The organism is Bradyrhizobium archetypum (assembly GCF_013114835.1).
In the GTDB taxonomy this organism is placed as follows: domain Bacteria; phylum Pseudomonadota; class Alphaproteobacteria; order Rhizobiales; family Xanthobacteraceae; genus Bradyrhizobium; species Bradyrhizobium archetypum.
Map to the genome: position 1 here is coordinate 595110 of NZ_JAAVLW010000002.1, position 21932 is coordinate 617041.

17 protein-coding genes and 2 pseudogenes are annotated in these 21932 nt (G+C 60.7%); 17 read left to right on the forward strand and 2 right to left on the reverse strand.

The features are described from left to right. Positions 1-20 precede the first annotated feature (20 nt). From HCN50_RS07245 to HCN50_RS34735, 17 genes and pseudogenes are all read left to right on the forward strand, one after another. On the forward strand, positions 21-365 hold the full coding sequence (locus tag HCN50_RS07245; protein WP_171708925.1) for a hypothetical protein: 345 nt from the start codon (positions 21-23) through the stop codon (positions 363-365). A 196-nt stretch (positions 366-561) separates the two neighbouring features. Next, on the forward strand, positions 562-1350 hold the full coding sequence (locus HCN50_RS07250) for a hypothetical protein (RefSeq protein WP_171708926.1): 789 nt from the start codon (positions 562-564) through the stop codon (positions 1348-1350). 40 nt (positions 1351-1390) lie between these two features. Then, on the forward strand, positions 1391-2212 hold the full coding sequence (locus HCN50_RS07255; protein WP_311967362.1) for a nodulate formation efficiency C protein: 822 nt from the start codon (positions 1391-1393) through the stop codon (positions 2210-2212). Between the two features lie 10 nt (positions 2213-2222). Further along, complete coding sequence (locus HCN50_RS07260) at positions 2223-2546, forward strand: hypothetical protein (RefSeq protein WP_171708927.1); 324 nt, start codon at positions 2223-2225, stop codon at positions 2544-2546. 562 nt (positions 2547-3108) lie between these two features. Beyond that, positions 3109-4209 carry an ABC transporter substrate-binding protein gene (locus HCN50_RS07265; RefSeq protein WP_171708928.1) on the forward strand — a complete coding sequence of 367 codons (1101 nt, stop codon included), beginning with the start codon at positions 3109-3111 and terminating at the stop codon, positions 4207-4209. Continuing rightward, a complete protein-coding gene (locus tag HCN50_RS07270; RefSeq protein ID WP_171708929.1) occupies positions 4187-5227 on the forward strand; it encodes an ABC transporter permease in 1041 nt (346 codons plus the stop codon). The genes HCN50_RS07265 and HCN50_RS07270 overlap by 23 nt, the downstream gene beginning before the upstream one ends. Further along, positions 5221-6018 (forward strand): ABC transporter ATP-binding protein, encoded by a 798-nt coding sequence (locus HCN50_RS07275; RefSeq protein WP_171708930.1) that lies wholly within the window; start codon positions 5221-5223, stop codon positions 6016-6018. Before HCN50_RS07270 ends, HCN50_RS07275 begins: the two co-directional genes overlap by 7 nt. Further along, a pseudogene (locus tag HCN50_RS07280) lies at positions 6012-7195 on the forward strand (acyl-CoA dehydrogenase family protein). The gene HCN50_RS07275 and the pseudogene HCN50_RS07280 overlap by 7 nt, the downstream one beginning before the upstream one ends. A gap of 35 nt (positions 7196-7230) precedes the next feature. Beyond that, a complete protein-coding gene (locus tag HCN50_RS07285; RefSeq protein ID WP_171708931.1) occupies positions 7231-8331 on the forward strand; it encodes an LLM class flavin-dependent oxidoreductase in 1101 nt (366 codons plus the stop codon). Then, positions 8328-9269 (forward strand): ABC transporter substrate-binding protein, encoded by a 942-nt coding sequence (locus tag HCN50_RS07290; RefSeq protein WP_171708932.1) that lies wholly within the window; start codon positions 8328-8330, stop codon positions 9267-9269. The genes HCN50_RS07285 and HCN50_RS07290 overlap by 4 nt, the downstream gene beginning before the upstream one ends. A 300-nt stretch (positions 9270-9569) precedes the next feature. Then, positions 9570-10517: a sulfonate ABC transporter substrate-binding protein gene (locus HCN50_RS07295; protein WP_171708933.1), complete on the forward strand. Its 948-nt coding sequence runs from the start codon at positions 9570-9572 to the stop codon at positions 10515-10517. A 40-nt stretch (positions 10518-10557) separates the two neighbouring features. After that, entirely contained in the window at positions 10558-11511 is a 954-nt protein-coding gene (locus HCN50_RS07300) for a sulfonate ABC transporter substrate-binding protein (protein ID WP_171708934.1), read from the forward strand. Further along, a complete protein-coding gene (ssuD, locus tag HCN50_RS07305) occupies positions 11508-12680 on the forward strand; it encodes an FMNH2-dependent alkanesulfonate monooxygenase (protein ID WP_171708935.1) in 1173 nt (390 codons plus the stop codon). The genes HCN50_RS07300 and ssuD overlap by 4 nt, the downstream gene beginning before the upstream one ends. After that, positions 12677-13483 carry an ABC transporter permease subunit gene (locus tag HCN50_RS07310; RefSeq protein WP_171708936.1) on the forward strand — a complete coding sequence of 269 codons (807 nt, stop codon included), beginning with the start codon at positions 12677-12679 and terminating at the stop codon, positions 13481-13483. The genes ssuD and HCN50_RS07310 overlap by 4 nt, the downstream gene beginning before the upstream one ends. An 8-nt stretch (positions 13484-13491) precedes the next feature. Further along, positions 13492-14337, forward strand: coding sequence for an ATP-binding cassette domain-containing protein (locus HCN50_RS07315; protein ID WP_171708937.1), 846 nt, complete (start codon positions 13492-13494; stop codon positions 14335-14337). Between the two features lie 7 nt (positions 14338-14344). Continuing rightward, positions 14345-14929, forward strand: coding sequence for a flavin reductase family protein (locus tag HCN50_RS07320; protein ID WP_171708938.1), 585 nt, complete (start codon positions 14345-14347; stop codon positions 14927-14929). Positions 14930-15393: 464 nt separating this feature from the next. Next, entirely contained in the window at positions 15394-15609 is a 216-nt protein-coding gene (locus HCN50_RS34735) for a hypothetical protein (RefSeq protein ID WP_376700270.1), read from the forward strand. A gap of 853 nt (positions 15610-16462) precedes the next feature. Here HCN50_RS34735 and HCN50_RS07330 read toward each other — a convergent pair. After that, positions 16463-17496, reverse strand: a pseudogene (locus tag HCN50_RS07330) (IS110 family RNA-guided transposase). 139 nt (positions 17497-17635) lie between these two features. Further along, positions 17636-21922 carry a cytochrome gene (locus HCN50_RS07335; protein WP_311967370.1) on the reverse strand — a complete coding sequence of 1429 codons (4287 nt, stop codon included), beginning with the start codon at positions 21920-21922 and terminating at the stop codon, positions 17636-17638. Positions 21923-21932: the final 10 nt, after the last annotated feature.

The window sequence follows — 21932 nt, forward strand, 5'->3', positions numbered from 1 at the left end:
GCGGACGAGCAGGGGACCGGTTGACGGGTTTGGACGATAAATTGTCGAGTGAGAGGCTGCGAGGTCGTGTTGAATACTGGAAGCAAATCGCGTCCATACAAATGCACTTCAATGACATGTGCATCCGCACGCGCTGGCTTGGCCTTACCGCCATTGCTACACTGTTCGCGGCTGCGGCAGTAGCAGCAAGAGAGAATACCAAATTTTCGGTTCCCTTTGACCTGATCTCACCTGTCGGTCTGCCAACCATTTTGATGATGGTGAGTTTCGTCCTGTTATTGGCGCTTTGGTTCTTGGATAGGCGCTACTATTACAAAATGCTGATAGCGGCCGTGGATTACGGGGAGCGCTTCGAAAAGCACTGATGCAGGACCTGAATGTAGCGGACGATGGGGTCACGTCTTTCATTAGCGCAAGGATGCCGCGAAGCAGTGCGTCGTTAGTGTCGAGTGGCTTCTACTTCTTAGTTGGGGCCGTCATAACAATGTTTTTAGTCGACTCCTTTCTTCAATGATGCCGCTGCGCTAGCGGAGGGTTGAGAGTAAGTCTTAGGGGGCAATGATGCGGGGCTTCAATCTGATTGGCAAATTGGTTTGCTGGGTGGTTGTATCAGTGCTGCTGCCCGTATTTGCGCATGCGCAGAACCGCCCAACGACAGGCATTATCTACAACACGTCCGAATGGTCCAGCCTACACTACGAGTGTCATCTTCAAACCGATGGCACCTTGAACTGCAATATGACGCAGGCCTCCGTGCGTCGCGAAAGTGGAGGCAAGAAGCTACAGGAAGAGATCGCGAAGTCTGTTGCTCAACTCAAAACGGAGAAGCCATTGAAGGCCGAAGAGTGCGCACAGTGGGAGCAGACCGTTGAGAAGATAAAGAATCCGAAACCCGGCGATGAGGGCTATACCCAGCTCAGCGCCATGGAGCCACCGGCAAAGCAAGACTTGCTTAAGTCGGTCTCCGCAGTGATAGAGTTCTGCAAGAATCCGAGCGAGCAGGCGATGGTGAAGCTGACTACGCTGAACTTCGACAGAGAATCGCGAACCTGTATCGTCGGTACAAACAATTTTGCATTGCAGTTTAAGCGCGTGTCTGGTTCGCAAACGTGGGCCTCTAACAACGGTCCTGATGGCCATTGTGGGGTAGTGACCGTTGCGCGCCTGGAGCCGGACGCGAAGTACCCAACCTTCTACAACTACGTTCAGAAAAAGGTCGTCACTATCCCTTCTGCCAGTATGTTGGGGAACATGAAGTGCTCCGATATGATCGAGCAAGGCGAATATAGGTTCGTTTGGCAATCACGCGACATCTACGCTCGATGCGATTACATAAAGTTTGGGTTCTAGTCGCTGGGTCGCGGGATCTTTTTTGCAGGGAGAAAGAAGAGTGACCTCGCTGACTCGGACCATAGTTGGACTAAGCTTGTCGCTATTAGTTGTCCCTGCGAATGCTGACGACAAGACCACCATCGCCAAAGTCGCGAGCACATGGCGAGCGCAGGACGGTCAGACCGCCGAACAAATCTTCGCCAATGTCTCGAAAGTAGCGCACTTCATCCCGAGAGGGTGGAAGGTTAGCAAGGCGGGCAACCATGACGTGGTGACCTTCTCGTGGGCTAGGCACGCGAGCGATCAAGAAGGCGACGAATATACGATCAGTTTTGAACCGGACCGGGATGGGGCCGTGTGGCTCTACCCGGAATATGCGAGGCCGATGGAATTAGGCTGGCAGGCGTTCGCGCTTTCTCTAATCGACAGTGAAGTTACGGACCAAGAGGAAGGCGTGAACGTTCGCTTTATGCGCGACCTGTCCAACTTTAACTTCGTCACGACTGCGCAAGGGAAGCTTGGCGAGGTGCTCAGGCGCGGCCGATGTAGTGTCACCAATGATCCGGTTCACGTGACCTACGTGCCGTCGAATTTCAAGCAGCCTGAGCTTGGTGACTACTGGCACATTCAGTTGCAGGTGGACTGCGATATTCCCGGTCCCACCTATTTCACCCGTGGTGGGGCGGTTCTCTTCGACAAGCGCGCAAAGGAAGACTGGCGGCCAGCTTCACTCTTTGCGCGTCGCATTGCTGCGTACGCTCCCGGCCATTGGTTTGATAGTGCGGACCCGCAAGAGCAGATGATATTCGACACGGCGAAGAAGGCTCTTGAGCGTGCAGGCACTCCGACCAAGGGGCTACAATCACCTTTTCCGAGATAGGGGGTTGCGCATGCGAGGATGGATTCGGCTCGGGTTAGTGCTGTCGGTCATTTGGGTGCTGGTCGCCTTCTTCTATGTCAGGAACAGCGACATGAAGAGCGCGCAGAATTTCTCAAGCCTTGCATACTCGACGTGTTCCAACGCCAAAGCTGCGGCGAAGAACTTTGACTTGAAGGAGTGCAGCGAGAAGGCCTCGAAAGCCTACCAGAGCATGGACCCTGGCCCGAGCAACGCGCTAGTTGGTGCACTGCTGCCGCTCCCGTTGATGTGGCTCGCAGTGTGGTTGGCGGTTGCCGTGGTCCGATGGGTCATTCGCGGGTTCAAGGCTGCTTAGCCAAACCTCGATTAGAGGGTTAGGCAGCCCGGTAAGTCTTTGAAAACAAATGCTCAAATTGGGTGGGTGACCGTCCGTAGCGCTCCCCCGCTACCGCGTATGACCGATTGTCCTCGCCCAACTACGATCTTTTCGATTTTGTTCGCCTGGCGGTAACAGGTGGAATGAGCCATCCGGTACGTTGAATGAAAAATGCGCCGGCAATGATCGTCTCGTGACTCACTCGCGGAAAGGTGTCTGCTATGTGAGTTGAATCGATCTGAGTGCATCAGAATTGAATCGATGTACGATCACTGTACATTTTGCGAGCGCAAAAATCGTTCATCGCGCGACGATATCAACGTGGAGATAAACTCTCCGTTCGCTTTCACTTTCAAAATTCCATTTCATTGACGATGACGTTGCTGCCGCGCATCATTTGAGCGTCAAATCAGCAAGGCGAGATGGGAATCTCGCCAGAGTTCAACCGAATAACCGATCGCCAGTGTGAAACATAACGGGCCGCAGCACGCAGGTGCTGCGCCGACGGCGGCGCTATGCCGTTCTAAAGCAGGAGTGCAGGATGTCACGAGAAGAAAAGAACGACAGGGCGGGGCTGGATCGCCGCACCTTGTTGCGCGGCGGGGCTGCCGCAGCCTTTGCCGTACCGTTAGGCGTGTTCGGCGCGCAAGCCTTCCCGTTCCGTGCGGCGTCGCCGCGCATCGACTTCTCGCAATTTCTGATCTGCAAGACCGCATCCGACGCGCCGGCGCTGACCGGGGCACCGCGAAAGCTAAAACTGTCGTGGAATGCCGGCGCGGTCTGCCTCGTGCCGGTTCCGGTGGCCATCGACCACGGATTCTTTAAGAAGCACAATCTCGACGTCGAACTAATCAACTACAGTGGCTCGACCGACCAGTTGCTGGAGGCGATCGCGACCGGCAAGAGCGACGCGGGCCTCGGCATGGCGCTGCGCTGGCTGAAGCCGCTGGAGCAGGGATTTGACGTCAAGATCGCGGCTGGAACCCATGGCGGCTGCATGCGGGTGTTGTCGCGCACCAATTCCGATGTCGACAAGCTGGCCGACCTCAAGGGCAAGATCGTCGCGGTCGGCGATCTCGGCGGCCCGGACAAGAATTTCTTCTCGATCCAGCTTGCCAAGCAAGGCATCGATCCCAACAAGGATATCGACTGGCGCGCCTATCCCGGCAATCTGCTGCAGCTTGCGGTCGAAAAGGGCGAGGTTCAGGCGTTCCTGGCGTCCGACCCGATCGCCCATATCTGGCTGAAGGACAGCACCTACAAGGAAGTCGCTTCCAATCTGGACGGTGAATACAAGGACAAGACGTGCTGCATCCTCGGATTGCGCGGCAGCCTGGTTCGCGAAGAACCGCAGGTCGCGCGCGCCATCACGCAGGCGCTGCTCGATGCCGCGATGTACACGGCGCAGAATCCCGATGTCGCTGCGGCCTCCTTCCAGCCTTACGCGCCCAAGGCGGCGAGCTTGCAGGACCTGCAAGCCATGGTGCGCTACCACACCCATCATCACCATCCCGTCGGCGAAGTGTTGAAGCGGGAACTGAAGGCCTACGCGGACGATCTCAAAAGCGTTTCGGTGTTCAAGGCCAGCACCGATACGGCAAAATTTGCGGAGCGGATCTATGTCGACGTATTCGGCGTCTAAAACGGTCGCTCTGAAGCAATCGGCGGAGGAGGGTGCCGCACTTTCGGGGCGGCCGCCCTCGCTGGCGGTCTCCCTTCCGTCAGGCGGGACCGGCGTGTTCGCAAGCCTGGCGTGGGTCGGTTTCGGTATATCGTGCCTTTGGTGGCCGGATATCGGCGACTGGCCGCGCACCCATCAGCTCGCGGCGGCTGCCCTCGTCATCGCAGGGGCCATTTTCCTGGCGAGCGTGGCGGGCAACCGGCTCGGGCGTTTCAATGCCGGCCTGCAGCGGCGTGCGCCGTGGCTGCTGGCATCGGCATTGTTCCTGACGTTGTGGGAGGTCGCGACCGCAAAATTCGCGTGGTTGCCGCTGCCGTTCTTCCCGCCGCCGCAGTCGATCATCGAGGTTTACACCGATGATCTGCCAAAATTGCTGGACAGCATCCTTGCTTCCGTAAAACTCCAGCTTGGCGGATATCTCATCGGCGCCACCGTCGGCTTCCTGACTGGCGTCTCGATCGGCTGGTCGCGCAGCGTGGGTTACTGGGTGCATCCTGTGCTGCGGTTCATAGGCCCGCTGCCGGCGACGGCATGGTTGCCGATCGCGTTCTTCACCTTCCCGTCGAGCTGGAGCGCCTCTACGTTCCTGATTGCGCTCGCGACCGGCTTTCCGGTCACGGTGCTGACCTGGTCCGGGGTCGCGAGCGTCAGCAATGCCTATTACGACGTGGCGCGGACGCTCGGCGCAAAGCCGTTCTTCCTGGTGCGGAAGGTCGCCATTCCCGCCGCATTGCCGCACGTATTCGTCGGCCTGTTCATGGGCCTCGGCTCGTCGTTCGCGGTATTGGTGGTCGCCGAAATGATCGGCGTCAAGGCCGGGCTCGGGTGGTATCTGCAATGGGCGCAGGGCTGGGCGGCATACGCCAACATGTATGCCGCATTGATCGTGATGTCGCTACTCTGCTCCGGCGCGATCACGCTGCTGTTCCGGACGCGCGACCGCCTGCTGATCTGGCAGAAGGGAGTCGTCAAATGGTAGCGCATGCCCTTGCCGAAGCGGTTGCTTATCCCGCCGTCGGTGCTTCGCTCGATGTCGAACGCATCAGCCACGCCTTCGACATCGACGGCAATGCCTTGCCGGTGCTCGAAGACGTCAGTTTCAGCGTCAAGCCCGGCGAGTTCATCGCGTTACTCGGCCCATCCGGCTGCGGCAAGTCGACCTTGCTGAGGCTGGTCGCGGGGCTCGGAGCGCCGCGCTCCGGCGTGCTCCGCGAGGATGGCGATCCCGTCACCGGACCGTTTCCGTCCCGCGTCGTAGTGTTTCAGGACCCAACGCTGTTTCCGTGGCGAACGGTCTGGAACAACGTCGCACTCGGGCTGGAGGCGCAGGGCATCCTGGAGAGCCAGCGTCAACGTGTCGATGCCGCACTCGACCTAGTCGGCCTGTCGCAGTTTCGCAATGCCTATCCGCACCTATTGTCCGGCGGCATGGCGCAACGCGTCGCGCTGGCGCGGGCGCTGGTGAACGACCCAAAGATCCTCATCCTCGATGAGCCGCTCGGCAAGTTGGATTCGCTGACCCGGATCACGATGCAGGCCGAGATCGTGGCGCTGTGGCAGCGCAAGGGATTTACGACGCTATTGGTGACGCATGACGTCGAGGAGGCCCTGTTCCTCGCCAACCGTGTCATCGTGTTCAGCAATCGCCCGGCGCGCATCAAGGCCGACATCGCGGTCGACCGTCCCTATCCCCGGCACCGCGGCGATCCAAAACTGGCGGAGTTGCGGCGTAACATCCTTGGTCTGCTTGGATTGGACGCGACATGGTGAGCGTGAACAGCAGTTCGGTACGAAGAGAGTCTGCGGTAGTTGCTGCATCCGTGCCGTACGATTGCGCGCGGGCGTTGGCATCCGAGTTTGCGGCGCGCGCGGCGCAGCATGATCGCGACGCCAGCTTTCCGCACGAAAATTTCAGGGAGCTTGCGGAGGCGGGACTGTTGGCGCTGACCGTACCGGCGGCGCTGGGCGGCCACGGCGCGGGCGCACTCGACACGGCGCGCATCCTCGGCATCTTCGGCAAGGCCGATCCATCGACGGCGCTGGTGCTGTCATGCATTACATCCAGCATCTGGTGATGGCGCGCAGTACGCGCTGGCCGGAGCGTCTGTCGCGCAAACTGGCGCGGGAGGCGGTCGACGGCGTGGCGCTGATCAATGCGCTGCGGGTCGAGCCTGATCTCGGTTCTCCCGCGCGCGGCGGCCTGCCGGCGACAACAGCGCGGCGGACTGAGACGGGATGGCGGCTCTCTGGCCGAAAGATCTATTCAACGGGCGCGCCGATCCTGAAATGGTATGCGGTGTGGGCAAAGACCGACGAGCCGGAGACGCGGGTCGGGCTGTTCCTGGTGCCTGCGGGATTGCCGGGCGCGAAGATCATCGAGACCTGGAATCATCTTGGCCTGCGCGCCAGTGGCAGTCATGACATCGTCTTCGAAGACGTCGTGTTCCCGCTCGACCATGAGATCGATGTTCGTGCGCCCGAAGAATGGCGGGTGCCGGATTTCACCCAGTCCGTGGTGCATGCGATCTTCGTCGCCGCGATCTATGACGGCGTCGCCCGTGCCGCCCGCGACTGGCTGGTCGAATTCCTGAAGAACCGCAAGCCATCCAATCTCGGCGCGTCGCTCGCGACATTGCCGAGAGTGCAGGAGGTCGTCGGCGGTATCGAAGCGCGGCTTGCCGTCAACGCACGGCTGATCGACAGTTTCGCCGGCGATTTCGACGATGGCGTGCTGCTGAGCGCGTCCGAATCCAGCATCGTCAAACTCACCGTCACCCACAATGCGGTCGCCATCATTGAAGACGCGTTGTCGCTGACCAGCAATCACGGCCTGACCCGCGCCAACCCGCTGGAGCGACATTTTCGCGACGTGCTGTGCGGGCTGGTTCACACCCCGCAAGACGATGCCACGCGCGTCAATGCCGGGCGCCTGGCGCTCGGTCTCTGAACAGCAACGAACAATCCCAAAATCTGGAGCACCCCATGTCCGTGGAATTCATCGGATACATCGGCAACAACAATTCGTCCGAAATCATCGTGCGGAGCGGTCCGGTCCTCGACCGCTATCACATCGAGGCCGTGGCGAAGGCGCATGAGAACGCCGGCTTCGATCGCGTCCTTCTGGCATTCCATTCCACCACGCCGGACGGATTGCAGATCGGCCAGCACGTGCTCGGGATTACCGACAGGCTCAATGTCCTGATCGCGCAGCGCCCCGGCTTCACCGCGCCGACGCTGCTCGCCCGGCAGTTCGCGACCGTCGATCAGCTCTCCGGCGGTCGCGTCGCGCTGCACGTCATCACCGGCGGCAACGCGACCGAACTGAAGCAGGACGGCAACGTCATTGACGACAAGGACGAACGCTATGCCCGGACCAGTGAGTTCCTGGATGTGGTCCGCGCCGAATGGAGCAGCGAAAAGCCGTTCTCCTATGAGGGAAAATATTATCAGGTGCAGAACGGATTCTCGCAGCTGAAGCCGTACCGCAGAGAGGGCATTCCGATCTTCGTCGGCGGCGGCTCGGACGCGGCGATCGAGGTGGCGGGCAAGCATGCCGATACGTTCGCGCTGTGGGGCGAATCCTACGCTCAGGTGCGCGATGTGACGTCGCGGGTTCGCGCCGCTGCCGCAAAGCACGGCCGGCCCACGCCGCGCTTCAGCCTCTCGGTACGCCCGATCCTCGCTGACACCGAGGAGAAGGCCTGGGCCAAGGCCGATGAAATCCTGGCGCGCGCCACCGCGCTGCAGGACAAGACCGGCTATCGCAAACCCGCGGATGGCCATGCCACCGCCGGTGCGCGGCGGCTGCTGGCACTGGCCGAGCAGGGCACAAGGATCGACAAGCGGCTATGGACTGAGATCGCAAAGCTCACCGGCGCCAACAGCAACACCACGGCGCTGGTCGGGACGCCCGAGCAGGTCGCCGAAGTGTTCGGCGACTATTACGATCTCGGCATCAGCCATTTCCTGATTCGCGGTTTCGATCCCCTGATCGACGCCATCCACTATGGCCGCGAACTGATTCCGCTGACGCGCCAGCTGATCGCCGCGCGTGGCGTAGCGCGGGAAGTGGCGGCGGAATGATACGCGCTGTTCTCATTGCGGGCCTGCTGCTGGGTGCGATGGCCTCGGCGCAAGCGCAGACCACATTGCGGGTCGGCGATCAAAAGGGCAATTCGCAGGCGGTGATGGAGGCGGCCGGCATGCTGAAGGATGTTCCCTACAAGATCGAGTGGAAGGAATTCCCGGCTGCGGCGCCGCTGCTGGAAGCGTTGAGCGCGGGCGCGATCGAGACCGGCCTGGTCGGCGACGCGCCGTTGACGTTCGCCGCGGCCGCCAACATTCCCGTCAAAGCGATCGCTGCGATCCGGCAGAGTCGCGAGGGTCTCGCGGTGCTGGTCCGGAAGGACTCAGCCGTGCGCGATTTCGAGAGCTTGAGGGGAAAGAAGATCGCGACCGGCCGCGGCTCGATCGGCCATCAGTTGATTCTTGCCGCGCTGGAATCAAAGGGCTGGTCGACGAGCGATGTCCAAATCGTATTCCTCGCGCCGTCCGATGCCAAGGTCGCGTATACGCAAGGCTCCGTCGACGCGTGGTCGACATGGGAGCCCTATGTCAGCCAGGAAGAGGTCCTGTTCCATTCGCGGCGGGTGATAACGGCCGAGGGCCTCACCCCGGGGCTTGGTTTCCAGGTCGCGACGCCGAGTGCGATCCGCGACAAGCGGCCAGAACTGGAAGATTTCATTCGGCGCCTGACGGCGGCGCGGGCGTGGTCGCAAACCAATGTCAGCGCCTATGCCGAGACATGGGGTAGGCTGATGGGCATCCCGCCCGCCGTACCGCTGAACTGGCTGAGCCGCGCGAAAATCCGCGTGGCACCGATCGACGAGAGCGTCGTGGCCGACGAGCAGCAAACGATCGATCTCTATTTCCGCTCCGGCCTGATCAAGCAGAAGCTCAGCGCCGCCGATATCGTCGACCGTTCGTTTTCCGGGCCCATCGGCAAGGGTGCGGGTCTTTAACTCTGCCGGCTTGCTGAACGTCTTGACGCCCGTCGATTTCATCGGCGGGCGTTCTTTGACTCCGAGTGCGCCGGTTCCGCTGCCTAATTCATGATGAACAAATTCACGTGGCGCGAGGTCCAGGAAAAATGCGTCGTTGCCCAATCATGTTTCGACAATAAACGCGTCGTCGCGAGCCAATCCAACAGTGGTGTCATTGCTATTTTTGCAGAACACTCGACACCTTTCGGAAGCAACACCATCATCTCCCGCATCGCATGATCGCGCAGTGTTGCGGCCGTGATCGTTCAGGAGAATGTGATGAAGCGTCGGGATTTTCTTGGGTGGTCGGTTGGCGGGGCGGTTGCCGCGCTGTCGTCACGGGCAGTTGCGCAAGCGCCGGTGAAGGAAATCCGCATCGGCTATCAGAAGACCGGCGTGCTCGTGATCGCCCGACAGCAAGCTATTCTGGAGAAGCGCTTCGCGGAAAAACAAACTTCCATCAAATGGATCGAATTTACGTCAGGCCCGCCGTTGCTGGAGGCAATGAGCACGAACAGTGTCGATCTTGGCGCCGTCGGCGATACGCCGCCGATCTTTGCCCAGGCCGCGAATGCGAACATTGTCTACGTGGCGGGATCGCCGATCACCAACGGGCAGGGCATTCTGGTTTCGGCCAATTCCGGCATTCGCACCATTGCCGACTTGAAAGGAAGGCGCATCGGATTCGCCAAGGGTACCAGCGCGCATAATGTCCTGATCGCGACGCTGGAAAAAGCCGGTCTCACCTACGAGGACATCACGCCGGTCTATCTGTCGCCGCCCGATGCGGGCCCGGCGTTTGCGAACGGCAGCATCGAGGCTTGGGCGATCTGGGATCCATACTTCGCGATCGGCGAGAAGCGGCAGAACGGCCGCATCCTCGTCAACGCTTCCGAGGTCGCGAAGACCAACTCGTTCTATCTCGCCAACCGCGATTTTGCGAACAACAACTTTCAGCACACCCGAGACATCATCGCGGGCCTGGCGGAAGCTGCCCGGTGGGCAGAGGCGCACCGCGATGCGGTGGCCAATGCGCTCGCCGCGGTCACGGGCGTGCCGCTGGAGGTGCAGACCGTCGCCGCCAACCGCTCGTCGTTCGTGATCGGTCCGGTGACCGAGGAGATGATCGGTACTCAGCAAGCCGTCGCTGACCGGTTCTTCAAGCTCGGCCTGATCCCGAAGAAGATCACCATCCGGGACATCGTCTGGCGTAACACGCAGACGTGAGTTTCCAAGAGCAACCCCATTCAACGCGGAGGACGTCATCATGATGCGTTTCATCAAACGCCTGATCGCGAGCGCCATGCTCTCTCTCAGCATCGTCGGCGCCATGGTCGGCGCCAGCTACGGCCAGGACAAGGTCGTGCGCATCGGCTTCCAGAAATACGGCAAGCTCGTTTTGCTCAAGAGCAAGGGCACGCTGGAAGGCAGGCTGAAGGTCGCCGGCTATCAGGTGATATGGACGGAGTTTCCGTCCGGCCCGCCGCTGCTGGAGGCGCTCAATGTCGGTGGCATCGATTTTGGCAATACCGGCGAAGCGCCGCCGATCTTCGCGCAGGCCGCTGGCACCCCGATCCAGTATGTCGCCTACGAGCCCCCGGCGCCCAAGGGTGAAGCCATCCTGGTGCCGAAGGATAGCAAGATCACATCCGTTGCCGAGCTGAAAGGCAAGAAGGTCGCGCTCAACAAAGGCTCCAACGTCCATTATCTCCTGGTGAAGGCGCTGGAGAAGGCCGGCGTCAAATATTCCGAAATAGAGCCGGTGTTTCTCGCTCCGGCCGATGCACGCGCGGCGTTCGAACGCGGCGCGGTGGATGCCTGGGTGATCTGGGATCCGTTCGAGGCTGCCGCCGAAGCCGCCACCGGCGCGCGGACGCTCGCCGACGGTTCGGGCCTCGTGTCGAATTATCAATTCTACTTCGCCTCGAAGAAGTTCCTCGCGGCCGATCCGAAGATCGTCGATCTCGTGCTCGCCCAACTCAGCGAGGTCGATGACTGGGCCAAGGGTGACATCCGCACCGTCGCCGAGCAACTGGCGCCCGCAATCGGTCTCCCGGTCCCGGTCGTCGAGGTCGCGTTGAAGCGGCAGTCCTATGGCATCAAGCCGATCACGGACAGCGTGATCGCCGACCAGCAGCAGGTCGCCGATGCGTTCTTTGCGCTTGGCCTCATTCCCAAGCAGATCAGGATTTCCGACGCGGCGCGGAGGCCGGGCTCATGAGCAATCATTCGTCACTAAACGCTGACATCCTCTGGTTCCTGCCGACCCACGGCGACGGCCGCTATCTAGGTACCACCACCGGCGGACGTGAAGTGAACTTCAATTATCTGCGCCAGATCGCGCAAGCCGCGGACCAGCTCGGCTATTTCGGCGTGCTGCTGCCCACGGGGCGAAGCTGCGAGGATTCCTGGGTGGTGGCGTCAGCCATCGCGCCCTGGACCGAGCGGCTGCGTTATCTCGTGGCGGTGCGGCCCGGCCTGCAATCGCCGAGCGTCGCCGCACGCATGACCGCGACGCTCGACCGCCTGTCGAACGGGCGGCTCCTGGTCAACGTCGTCACCGGCGGCGACCCGGTCGAGAACAAGGGCGACGGGATTTTTCTCGATCACGACGCGCGCTACGCCGTGACGCGTGAGTTCCTCAACGTCTATGGCGACCTGCTGGCCGGCAAGACGGTCAACGTGGAAGGCAAGCACATCCGCATCGAGGATGGCCGCCTGCTGTTTCCGCCGGTGCAGTCGCCGCGTCCGCCGCTCTATTTCGGTGGATCGTCGGACGCCGGCATCGATGTCGCCGTCGATACCGTCGACAAATATCTGACCTGGGGTGAACCGCCGGCGCAGGTGGCCGAGAAGATCAATCGCGTGAAGGCGATTGCGGATACGCGCAGACGGAAACTCTCGTTTGGCATCCGGCTGCATGTGATCGTTCGCGAAACCAATGCGGAAGCCTGGAAGGCCGCGGACGAGCTGATCCAGCATGTCACCGACGAGACCGTCGCTTCGGCGCAAAAAATCTTCTCGCGGATGGATTCGGTCGGCCAGCAGCGCATGGCGCAACTGCATGGCGGTCGCCGCGACAAGCTCGAGATCAGCCCGAACCTCTGGGCCGGAGTCGGACTGGTGCGCGGCGGGGCAGGGACCGCGCTGGTCGGCGATCCCGCCACGGTGGCGGCGCGGATTCGTGAATACCAGGAGGTCGGCATCGATACCTTCATCATATCGGGCTATCCGCACCTAGAAGAGGCTTATCGCTTCGCCGAACTGGTGTTTCCGCTGCTGTCGCTCAAACAGCCGAACAATGTGACGCAGATCCGCGTCAACACCGGACCGTTCGGCGAGGCCATCGCCAACGAACATCGTCCCCCCGTCAAGGCATCGCAATCATGAGTCTGATCGAAAGTCTTCCGCGTGTTCGAAGCCTGCGCATGCCGCGCGCTGATGGGCTCATTGCCTGGATCGTGCCGCTTGTGATCATCCTGATCTGGCAAGTCGCCTGCGTCACCGGCTTCGTTTCGGCGCGGGTGCTGCCGGCGCCAAGCGACGTTGCGCTGGCGGGATGGAAGCTGCTGCTATCCGGCGAACTCGTGCGCAATATCTGGGTAAGCTTCTGGCGCGCCAGCGTCGGCTTCCTGATCGGCGGCAGCATCGGCTTTGCCTTCGGCCTCGCCAACGGCCTGTCGCAGCTTTCCAGCCGACTGACCGATACGACCCTGCAGATGGTGCGCAACATTCCGCATCTGGCGCTGATCCCGCTGGTGATCCTGTGGTTCGGCATCGATGAGTCGGCAAAGCTGTTCCTGGTGGCGCTCGGGGTGTTCTTCCCGATCTACCTCAACACGCTGCATGGCATCCGCACCGTCGATCCGCATCTGATCGAGATGGGGCGTATCTACGGGATGACCGACGGCGAGTTGTTCCGCCGGGTGATTTTTCCGGGCGCGTTGCCGTCGATCTTCGTCGGCCTGCGCTTCGCCCTCGGCATCATGTGGCTGACCTTGATCGTGGCCGAGACCATCGCGGCCTCATCCGGGCTCGGTTACATGGCGATGCAAGCGCGCGAGTTCATGCTGATCGATGTCGTGGTTCTCTCCATCCTGATCTACGCCTTGCTCGGAAAGCTGGCCGACAGCGCCTCGCGTGCGCTGGAGCGGCTGACCCTGTCCTGGCACCCCGCTTTCCAGAAACATTGAGGATTGCAATGCAGGAAGCCCTTCGTTTTCGTCTGTCGGAAGCCGAGCCTTTGGGGCGCGCGGAGATCATCGAACAGGCGCGGTCTAGGCGCCGCGGCCGGAGAATTGCGTCCCGCGGTCTCTCGCTGACCATCCGGGGTTTGCGCAAATCATTCGGCGACAACGAGGTGTTGCGCGGCATCGACCTGCACATTCCGGCAGGCCAGTCCGTCGCCATCGTCGGACGCAGCGGCTGCGGCAAGAGTACGTTGCTGCGATTAATCGCGGGCCTCGAAACCGCAACTGCCGGCAGCATCGATTTCGGCGAAGCGGCGCGAACTGAAGACATCAGGGTCATGTTCCAGGAACCGCGGCTGCTGCCGTGGGCGCGGGTGCTCTCCAATGTCGAAGTCGGCCTCGGCCGCGACCGGGCGTCGCCAGATGCCCAGGCGCGTGCCGAGAGCGCCTTGACGGAGGTCGGTCTTGACGACAAGCGGGCGCAATGGCCGGCGGTGCTTTCCGGCGGACAGAAACAGCGCGTGGCGCTGGCGCGGGCGCTGGTCAGCCACCCCCGCGTGCTGGCTTTCGACGAGCCGCTCGGTGCGCTGGATGCGTTGACGCGCATCTCGATGCAGCGGCTGCTGGAGCGGGTCTGGCATGATCAGGGTTTTACCGCGATCCTGGTGACGCACGACGTGGCGGAGGCGGTTGCACTCGCCGATCGTGTGCTGGTGATCGAGGACGGCCGTATCGCGCACGACATCGACGTCGACATCCCGCGCCCGAGGCGCCGGGGCTCGGCGGAACTCGCCGCGCTGGAAGGCTCAATCCTGAAAAGCCTTCTGCAAGGCACCGAGGACACTTCCGACCTGTGAGGCCGTCATGAACTCCGTTATCCGAGATATCGCGATCAACCGTCACGTTTCATCTGGTGATTTTCGCGGCGCCATGCGCCAGTTGACGGGCGGCGTGAGCGTTATCACGGCCGGGCGGGGCCGTGATATCTCGGGGATGACGGTGACTTCGGTATCGTCGCTGTCGGTCGACCCGCCGGCATTGATCGTCAGCGTCAACCGGAGCGCCTCCTCCTGGCCGCTGCTGAAGCGCTACGGCTTCTTTGGCGTCAACGTCCTGACATCCGATCAGATCGACGTCGCCGAGCGCTTTGCCGGTAAGGACGGGCTCAAGGGTGCCGAGCGCTTTGCCCGCGTCGAATGGACGACGGGGGTCTCGGGCGTGCCGCTATTGACCAGTGCACTGGCCGCGATCGATTGCGAGATCGAGGAAACGATCGAACGGAATTCGCACGCGATCCTGATCGGCCGGGTGTTGGATGTATCGGTTTCGAGACGCACCGCGGCGCTGGCCTATTGGCAGGGGCAATATGTCGCGGTTGACCGCAATGAGGATGCGCTCAGGCTTGCGGAAATCAGTGTTCCGCTCCCGCGCGCCAGAGGCACGGCTTGATGATTGATAATAGTCAGATCGACCCCTAAGGCCAGTGAAGCCTACCTAGAGGCGATCATTTTGACGCTCGGTGCTGGAGTTAGCTCAAACTTGCCATGATGGTTGGGCCGAGAGTTTAAGTTTTCCAATTGGTTAAAGGGCGGCGTGTGCACGATGTGTGCACCGAGAGGTCTAGAAAAAATCTATCGACGGCTAATCTGAGCAATGGCTCCGAGGGGCGATGTGTACTTGAGGTTCAACGCAATCGAATTAGCGAGAGTAGAGCGTCCACATGTGACTGAGGAACTGCCCTCATTTGTCGGCGTGAGTATGGATCCGTCGGGTTGTTTTCAGAGTAAGAGTTAACATTCTTGATGATAGGTTCGAGCGCGCTCGTGGGCAAATACGATAGCGTCGTGGCGTTTGGCCAGAAGCGTGCTCTGGTTGTCTGAACCCTCATCCTGCCGAACGGAAACTCGATCGTAATCGAAAACCTCCCGGCTACCGACGTTGCCGGTTACGTCGGCCTCGAGGATGAGGTTGATTTACATACCTGGCAGATGCTCAAGGGCGTCGCTCTGGCGACACTGATTGGGGTGGGGACGCAACTATCGAGAGCGATCTCGTCAAGGCGCTGCGCCAAGCGCGGTAACGTTAACCTTCTGACTTTTCGAATTAGCTGCAATAGTGATCTCCGTTGAGAAATCTGCGTCTTGCCCCTAACCCACTCGGCCAAGATAGACGCCGGAATTGTCCCATTCACCTGCGCTGGCATGTGCACTCATCAGACGTAGCTTTGATAATTTCCCGCATCACCGTTGATTCTCAATACTAAACGATGGTCTTTGCCCTGTGATGAGATATGACCGCTCCCGTAGATCTTGATAAAACCGTCTGAAACGGATGCAAATTTGATGCAAAGTGGAAACGCGGCCGAATTCCTTAGTCACGGCCTTTGCTGAGCACTTCTTGCGCGTAAAGGCCGTCACACGTCAGTAGAGTTGCGACAGAAGTAAAGGGAAGATTGCGCAATGATGTTTCGCAGAAGCAGTCTCTGTCGGGACCAATCAAAGGCGAGTCGCTTAACTTATTGATTTTCAACGGGGGTGACAAAAATTCCCGAATCGAAGAAGCAAGGAATCTTGAGTCGATTTTAGACAAGTATCAAATTCAAGAGTCGATTGGCCGGACGCGCATGATCTTGCGTTCTCGACTGAGCTCGCCCACTAAATGTCGTAGGTCTGTGCCTCGTTATTATGCCTTGCCCAGCCTTTCGTGGGCCGGCTCCTGAAGCGGGTCTTGGGGCATGTGCAATCTCTTGTCTGATTGCGGTTGCTGGCACAAGGGTTCAGCTCGTTACCGACAGCCTGCGAGGCTCGCTCTTGTCTACGAGGTCGACGTTCATAGCCGCCTCACGATGGTAGTCCGAAGATCGGGAGCTGCTATCTACTAGGGGCGTGCTGCAGGCACAGAGGTTGCAGCGCAGTCATCCCGACCTCGTCCTCGCAGGACGTCGTCCCGGCTTTTCGTCGGATCCGCTGAACTGCTAGTTGATCATGCGGTCGCCTCCTCGCTGGTCCATCGGAACTCACTTCCATCTGCCCAGATTCGATGCATCACGATCGCTAATTTTCGTGCGACTGCCACGACTGCTCGGCGAAGGCCGCGTCGCTTGGCCACCCTTACACCCCAGGCTTTTAATGCGGACCAACGCTGGGTGCGGGTTAGAAGTGCAAGCGCGGCCTGATAAAGTATGGTTCTGAGCATCACATCGCCGCACCTCGAAATAGCGCCATTCCGATCGGTTTCCCCAGATGCGTATTTGCGTGGTGTGAGGCCGAGATGGGCGCCAACGTCGCGGGAGCGTTGAAAGCGATCCGGGTCATCAATGTTGTTAGAAACGTGATTGCCGTCAGTGCACCAACGCCTGGTATCGTCATGAGCCGCTGACATGTCGGTTCGCGGCGTACTATTTCAAGTACCATCTTGTGTAGGACGCCGTACTGTTCACGCAGCGCGGCTCGAGCCACAAGCATTGGGCGCAGCATCGCCGCGAGTCGTGGATGGCCATCTGTGAGTTCATTAGTTTGCTGCTCAAACGTCACTTGAGATATACGACCAGACAGCTTTAGGCCGAAGACGCGCAAGACGCCGCGAATTTCATTCTCGATATCGATCTGCTTGATCAGAAGCGTCTTGCGATTGTTGAGAAGCATTCGTAGCTCTTGGCTCAGGTCACCCTTGATATGGACAACGGTGTACCAGCCGACCCGCATTACCTGTGCAATAGCGCGGGCGTCGTTTCGATCGGTCTTAATCGGCATTGTCTTGGTCACGCCACGCAGCCTTCGGGGATCGATGCAGACTGCGTGTAAACCGGCAGCACGCAGTTCGCTGTACAGCCAACGAGCGAGACCACCTATCTCAATCCCGATCTTGACAATGGGCAATCCGCTTTCGTTGAGCCAGGCAACAATGGCCTCCGGTTCCGAAAGTGCTTTGCCCTCGCGAATGACGACGCCATTCTCGTCCACAACACAGATAGCCGTCTCCTTTAGCGAAACATCCAGACCGACATAGTGCTTCATGTTCCCGCTCCTGCTGCCGCCGGCTCGCCGGCTTCCCTTCCAGGCTGAGCCTTTCGAGCAGCAACCGCAATCACCCCATCTATTAGAAGCTTGTCTGTTTCGGAAACACTGCTTGGGCGCCTTAGTTTGGAGCGCGGGGCTACTTAAGCTCCGCCAAGAACAACAGCGCGGAACGACTGGGCAGGAAGAAATATCCTCCGCCACGAACGGTCACGAAGCTCTCGCCTCCTTCCAGTGCAAGCGAGCCGGCCGAAGTCGGGATCGTGAACCGCGTGGACGCAGCGGTGGGCTTCACCGATACGATTGGATCCGGCTCGTTGGTCAGTCCCGCGAAACCGGCGGCTCCGATCCACGACTGCTGGATGAACTCGAACTGGCGCTCGAGATCGGCGCACAGGCCCACAAACAGAAGCCCTTTTTCATCTCCTTTCTTATACGGTCTGCCGCGCCGCAGCAGACGATGCCGGTTGGTGATGGCCAATTGCGAGTCGTCCCCCGGAGCTAGGCTGCCGCGAGGATTGGCGCGACGGATATGCGCGCCGAACGGACAATGAAGGCCCTGGGGATCGTTAACCCCGAAATCCAGATCGGTATCCGTGCGCATGCGGCTCTTGCGGTGCGGATGCTTGGCATGCGCATGTTCGCGGCCGACTTCACAGGTGGATAGCTCGGCAGCGTGCTCCGCGGGCGTCATCCAGATCGGACGGTCGATCAGTGGTACGCCGTCTTGCCAGCGTCCCATCATTTTGGCTTCGATCCAGTCCGACGTCAGCGCGCCGCCGATCAGGTTTGGCACACGCGCCTCGTCAACCAGATCGTCTGTCAATTTCTTAGCGGCGCGCTTGGCGTACTCATGAAACGCGTCAACGTGCTGCTCGAATTGCCGGATAGCTAGAAACGTGCCGTTTCGCCCGAAGTCGCGCACCTGCGGGCGAGGATCCTGAAACGCCGAGAAACGGCTTTCCGCCGGTGTCGGGACGGAAGCCAGGTGATTGCGGACGTCGCTTTTGCGGGTGACCACCGGCGTGGGCGGGAAGTAGCCCTGGTTGCTCTTGTAGCCGAGAATGAACTCGCCAGGCGCCATGATGTCCCTGGGCTGCGCGCCCCGCGCGAAACGCTCGGTGCCGCGGATGACGGGCTGCGAGATGCCATCGCGGAAGCCGAAGTGTTCGTAGTCGATACCCTTGTCCGTAGGCTGGGTATCAAGTTCGTGGACGATGAAGCTTGCACCGGTCAGCTTGGCACGATGCAGCCCAAGCAGTTTGTCGCACTCGGCCTTGGATTTTCCATATACGAAAAGTGCGACGTGAATGGGCTTTTCGCTCGCGACGTCCGACCAGCGCCACTTCAACGGGTCAGATTCCGAATAATCGCCGAGGATACGCTGTCGCGACGACATTCCGAGATTGAACACAGTGGGAAACGTTGCCATCGTGCCGGGCTCGTCGCCCTCGGGAAAGCCAAGATGGGAGAAGCCGGCCGCCGTGAAGGCGACGCAGGTTGCCGACCGTTCGTCTTCGCCGAACAGCGGTCTGTCGCCGAAAGTGATTTCAAGAAGCCTGTCTTCCGTTTCCAAGGTCCGCAATTCGTGCGGATTGCGCCCATTCGCCAGCGACTTCAGCCAGTCGCGGCAAACCGCGCGATCTGCGGGAAGGCTGATTGCAGCGAACTTCATGAACGGAAGCCGCTTGAAGCCGCGGAACACGAGCGCCTGGACCTCCTGCGTCTCGATCACGGTGTCGGTCCTCGGCATCGAGCCGAAATAGCTGAGCCACGCGCGCGCTTGCGAGTCTGTCGTTGCGCGCGCCAATTCCCACGAGATCACTGCGTTGTCGCGCATCTGATCCGCCGTGAGGTGCGGGAAGTGGTTGAACCAGAACTGCGTCGGTTGTTGCTGGCGGCGTACCCATCGCTTGAACCGGTCGCCGTCCTGCGCGCCGTCGTATATCAGCCAGTTTGTCCGCGGAAAGCCGACGGCGTTGCTCCAGGCCGCGTTCTGGCCGGGGTAGGCCTTGGTGATGAAGTCCTCGAGATAGCTCTCCCAACTGCCGTCGTAGTTGGAAAGGAACACCAGCCGCTGCGAACCCGACGGCCGGAACCAGCGTGCGAAATGTATCGTCCCCATGTTCACGATAAAGCCGGGACGGAAGGCACGCGAGACGACGAGTTCGATTCCCCACAGCGCCATGCCGAGCGTGAACTTGCGGAACGGACCGGGCTTGAGCGGTGACACCGACAGGAAATGGTTTTGCGCGAAGCCGGGATCGTTTTCTCGCCTTGCGACCTCGCCGACCTTGATAAGGTCGGGATCGAAATCCTCCGGCTTGTCGGTGGCTTCGGCCCGGCGCAGCTTTATGGCAAAAGCGCCGACGACGATGCCGGCGAGGGTGGCGGTACCGATCCCTCCCGACACCAGGGCGATCGCGATCTGCCCGGCGGTGATCGGAAGATCCCTCCACGCAAGCGACAGCGTAAATCCGAACCAGTAGAAGCACAGCACGCTCACGATAACCGCCGCCAGCGCCAGAAAGCCATAGAGCGGAAACAGTGTCGGCGAGGAAAGGACGGCACCGAGGCGGCTATCCGGCTCCTTCCAGCAGATGGTCGGCGGCTCCTGACGGCTCGGGATCATCAGCGAGCGACGAAATGCGCTGCCGCGTTCAATCAGCTTCTTTATGTCTTTGCCCGCATCCTTCTCGCCCATTCGGCTCAGTTCGGCATCACCGTGGATGAGGCGTCGAACGAATTGCAGGGCGGCTGCCGCATGGCTGCCGAGGCCAGCGTGAAGCGTGACGAAATAGTCGACGGCATCGCGGCAGAAATTTGCCAGTTCCTCCTGCTGCCGGATGCTGGCGATCGACAGGCCGGGCAGGCCGTAAAAGCACAATCCGGTCGTTCCCCATGGCCGGGCCTGCAGGTCAATCTTGCGGGCCGTCAACAGCTCTCGCAGCGATTGACCGTTGCCCACCGTCGGCTTTGGCACCGCCTCGCCGCTCTCTGCGGCGCTGAAGAGTGGCCGCAGCCATGGACTGGCGGAGGCATCGATCGCATCGATCAGGTCGTCGGGATCACCATCGCCATTGATTTCCAGCAGCAGGTGCGGCGCGGGTGCCGCCGCATCGCCAAGATCGACGGCGTTGAGCGAGGCGAAATGGATGATATTCGTGCCGCGAAGCGCGCTATGGAGATCAGGCGCGCCCGGCTTCATGAGGTTGTGAATCGCGCTCTGCCAGGCTTCGAGGTCGGCTTCTTTTGCGAGCGGGGTCAGCACGGTGACCATGCTCTGGGCTTGCGAGCCAAACGCCGGCTTGAACTCCATGTCGAGCCGCCGGGGAAACACGCCGACCCGGAACATGCGTCCCCACCGCCCCTTGCTGGCGCGCACTCCTTCCCTGGATAGCAACGACTCGAAGATCGCGGTGATCTGGGCCATCGCGAGCGTCTTGCCGAGGCACGCGTGAGCGCCAGATCCGAACACCAATTCGTTGTTTCGGGAACTGTCGTCGCGCATTGCAGACGCCGTTGCCACCAGCAGGATCGATCCGGCCGGAATTCGATGCGAACCCCAGCGGGTCGGGACGGTGCCGTCCTGGACGGCATGGCGCCATTGGCCGGGGTTGAGCGCCGGATTCAATCGCGCGGCCTCGAACAGAAGCTGTTCCAGCCGTTTGCGCGCGGCCTCTTCGCCGCGGCTCGCCTTCCTCGCCGCCGCGACCGCCTCGTCGAATCCACCCCACAATAACTGCTCGATGATGTTGCCGGCTGCCAGCGTCGTGGTCGGGATGAATCCCGTGATCATGCCCACCATGATCGCGCGAATTTCATTGTCCGAGATGCCGGTCTCGACGAGGCGCTGAAGGATCGTCTTGCCCAATCCCTCGGGCGGCACCGGCGGGGCGACCGAAAGCCTCTCCTTGGCGGCGTCGATCACGGAGCGCACGCGCAACGCTCCGGCCAGCCCGAGCTTGCGGGTGGCCGGATTGCCGAACGGATCGGCGAACAGCAACGCTGATATCGCCATCGACCATTCGGCGAAAGCATCGGGATCGTCGATACTCAGCCCGAAATACTCGGCGCAGGTCTCGGCAGCCACACGCGTGATGAGATCCTTCATGACGTCGATGCGCCCCTGGGAGGCATCGATCAGTGTATCGGCGATTTGCCGCGTCCGCTCGACAAGCCAGTCTGCGTCCTGCGGCTCTATCAGGCGGCGAATGAGTTCGTGCTGACAACGCTGCTCCGCACCTTCGAGGCCGAGCACGAATGTTGCCTTTTCTCCGCCAAGCTCCCTCATCTCCTCGCCATAGGGCACGGCGAAGATCTCGGGTTTGGAAAGCACGGCTCGCGCGTCGGCATTGCGGGTGATGATGATGAGGCGGCCGAACTTCGGGAACGGCCAGAATATCCGGAAGAAGGCGAATGCCACCCGCGACGAC

What these genes read in the sequence shown, in the direction of transcription:
- HCN50_RS07295 (WP_171708933.1), top strand. Translation starts at nt 9,570, where the DNA reads ATGAAGCGTCGGGATTTTCTTGGGTGGTCGGTTGGCGGGGCGGTTGCC.
- HCN50_RS07300 (WP_171708934.1), top strand. Translation starts at nt 10,558, where the DNA reads ATGATGCGTTTCATCAAACGCCTGATCGCGAGCGCCATGCTCTCTCTC.
- ssuD (WP_171708935.1), top strand. Translation starts at nt 11,508, where the DNA reads ATGAGCAATCATTCGTCACTAAACGCTGACATCCTCTGGTTCCTGCCG.
- HCN50_RS07285 (WP_171708931.1), top strand. Translation starts at nt 7,231, where the DNA reads ATGTCCGTGGAATTCATCGGATACATCGGCAACAACAATTCGTCCGAA.
- HCN50_RS07270 (WP_171708929.1), top strand. Translation starts at nt 4,187, where the DNA reads ATGTCGACGTATTCGGCGTCTAAAACGGTCGCTCTGAAGCAATCGGCG.
- HCN50_RS07260 (WP_171708927.1), top strand. Translation starts at nt 2,223, where the DNA reads ATGCGAGGATGGATTCGGCTCGGGTTAGTGCTGTCGGTCATTTGGGTG.
- HCN50_RS07290 (WP_171708932.1), top strand. Translation starts at nt 8,328, where the DNA reads ATGATACGCGCTGTTCTCATTGCGGGCCTGCTGCTGGGTGCGATGGCC.
- HCN50_RS07320 (WP_171708938.1), top strand. Translation starts at nt 14,345, where the DNA reads ATGAACTCCGTTATCCGAGATATCGCGATCAACCGTCACGTTTCATCT.
- HCN50_RS07250 (WP_171708926.1), top strand. Translation starts at nt 562, where the DNA reads ATGCGGGGCTTCAATCTGATTGGCAAATTGGTTTGCTGGGTGGTTGTA.
- HCN50_RS07265 (WP_171708928.1), top strand. Translation starts at nt 3,109, where the DNA reads ATGTCACGAGAAGAAAAGAACGACAGGGCGGGGCTGGATCGCCGCACC.
- HCN50_RS07315 (WP_171708937.1), top strand. Translation starts at nt 13,492, where the DNA reads ATGCAGGAAGCCCTTCGTTTTCGTCTGTCGGAAGCCGAGCCTTTGGGG.
- HCN50_RS07275 (WP_171708930.1), top strand. Translation starts at nt 5,221, where the DNA reads ATGGTAGCGCATGCCCTTGCCGAAGCGGTTGCTTATCCCGCCGTCGGT.
- HCN50_RS07310 (WP_171708936.1), top strand. Translation starts at nt 12,677, where the DNA reads ATGAGTCTGATCGAAAGTCTTCCGCGTGTTCGAAGCCTGCGCATGCCG.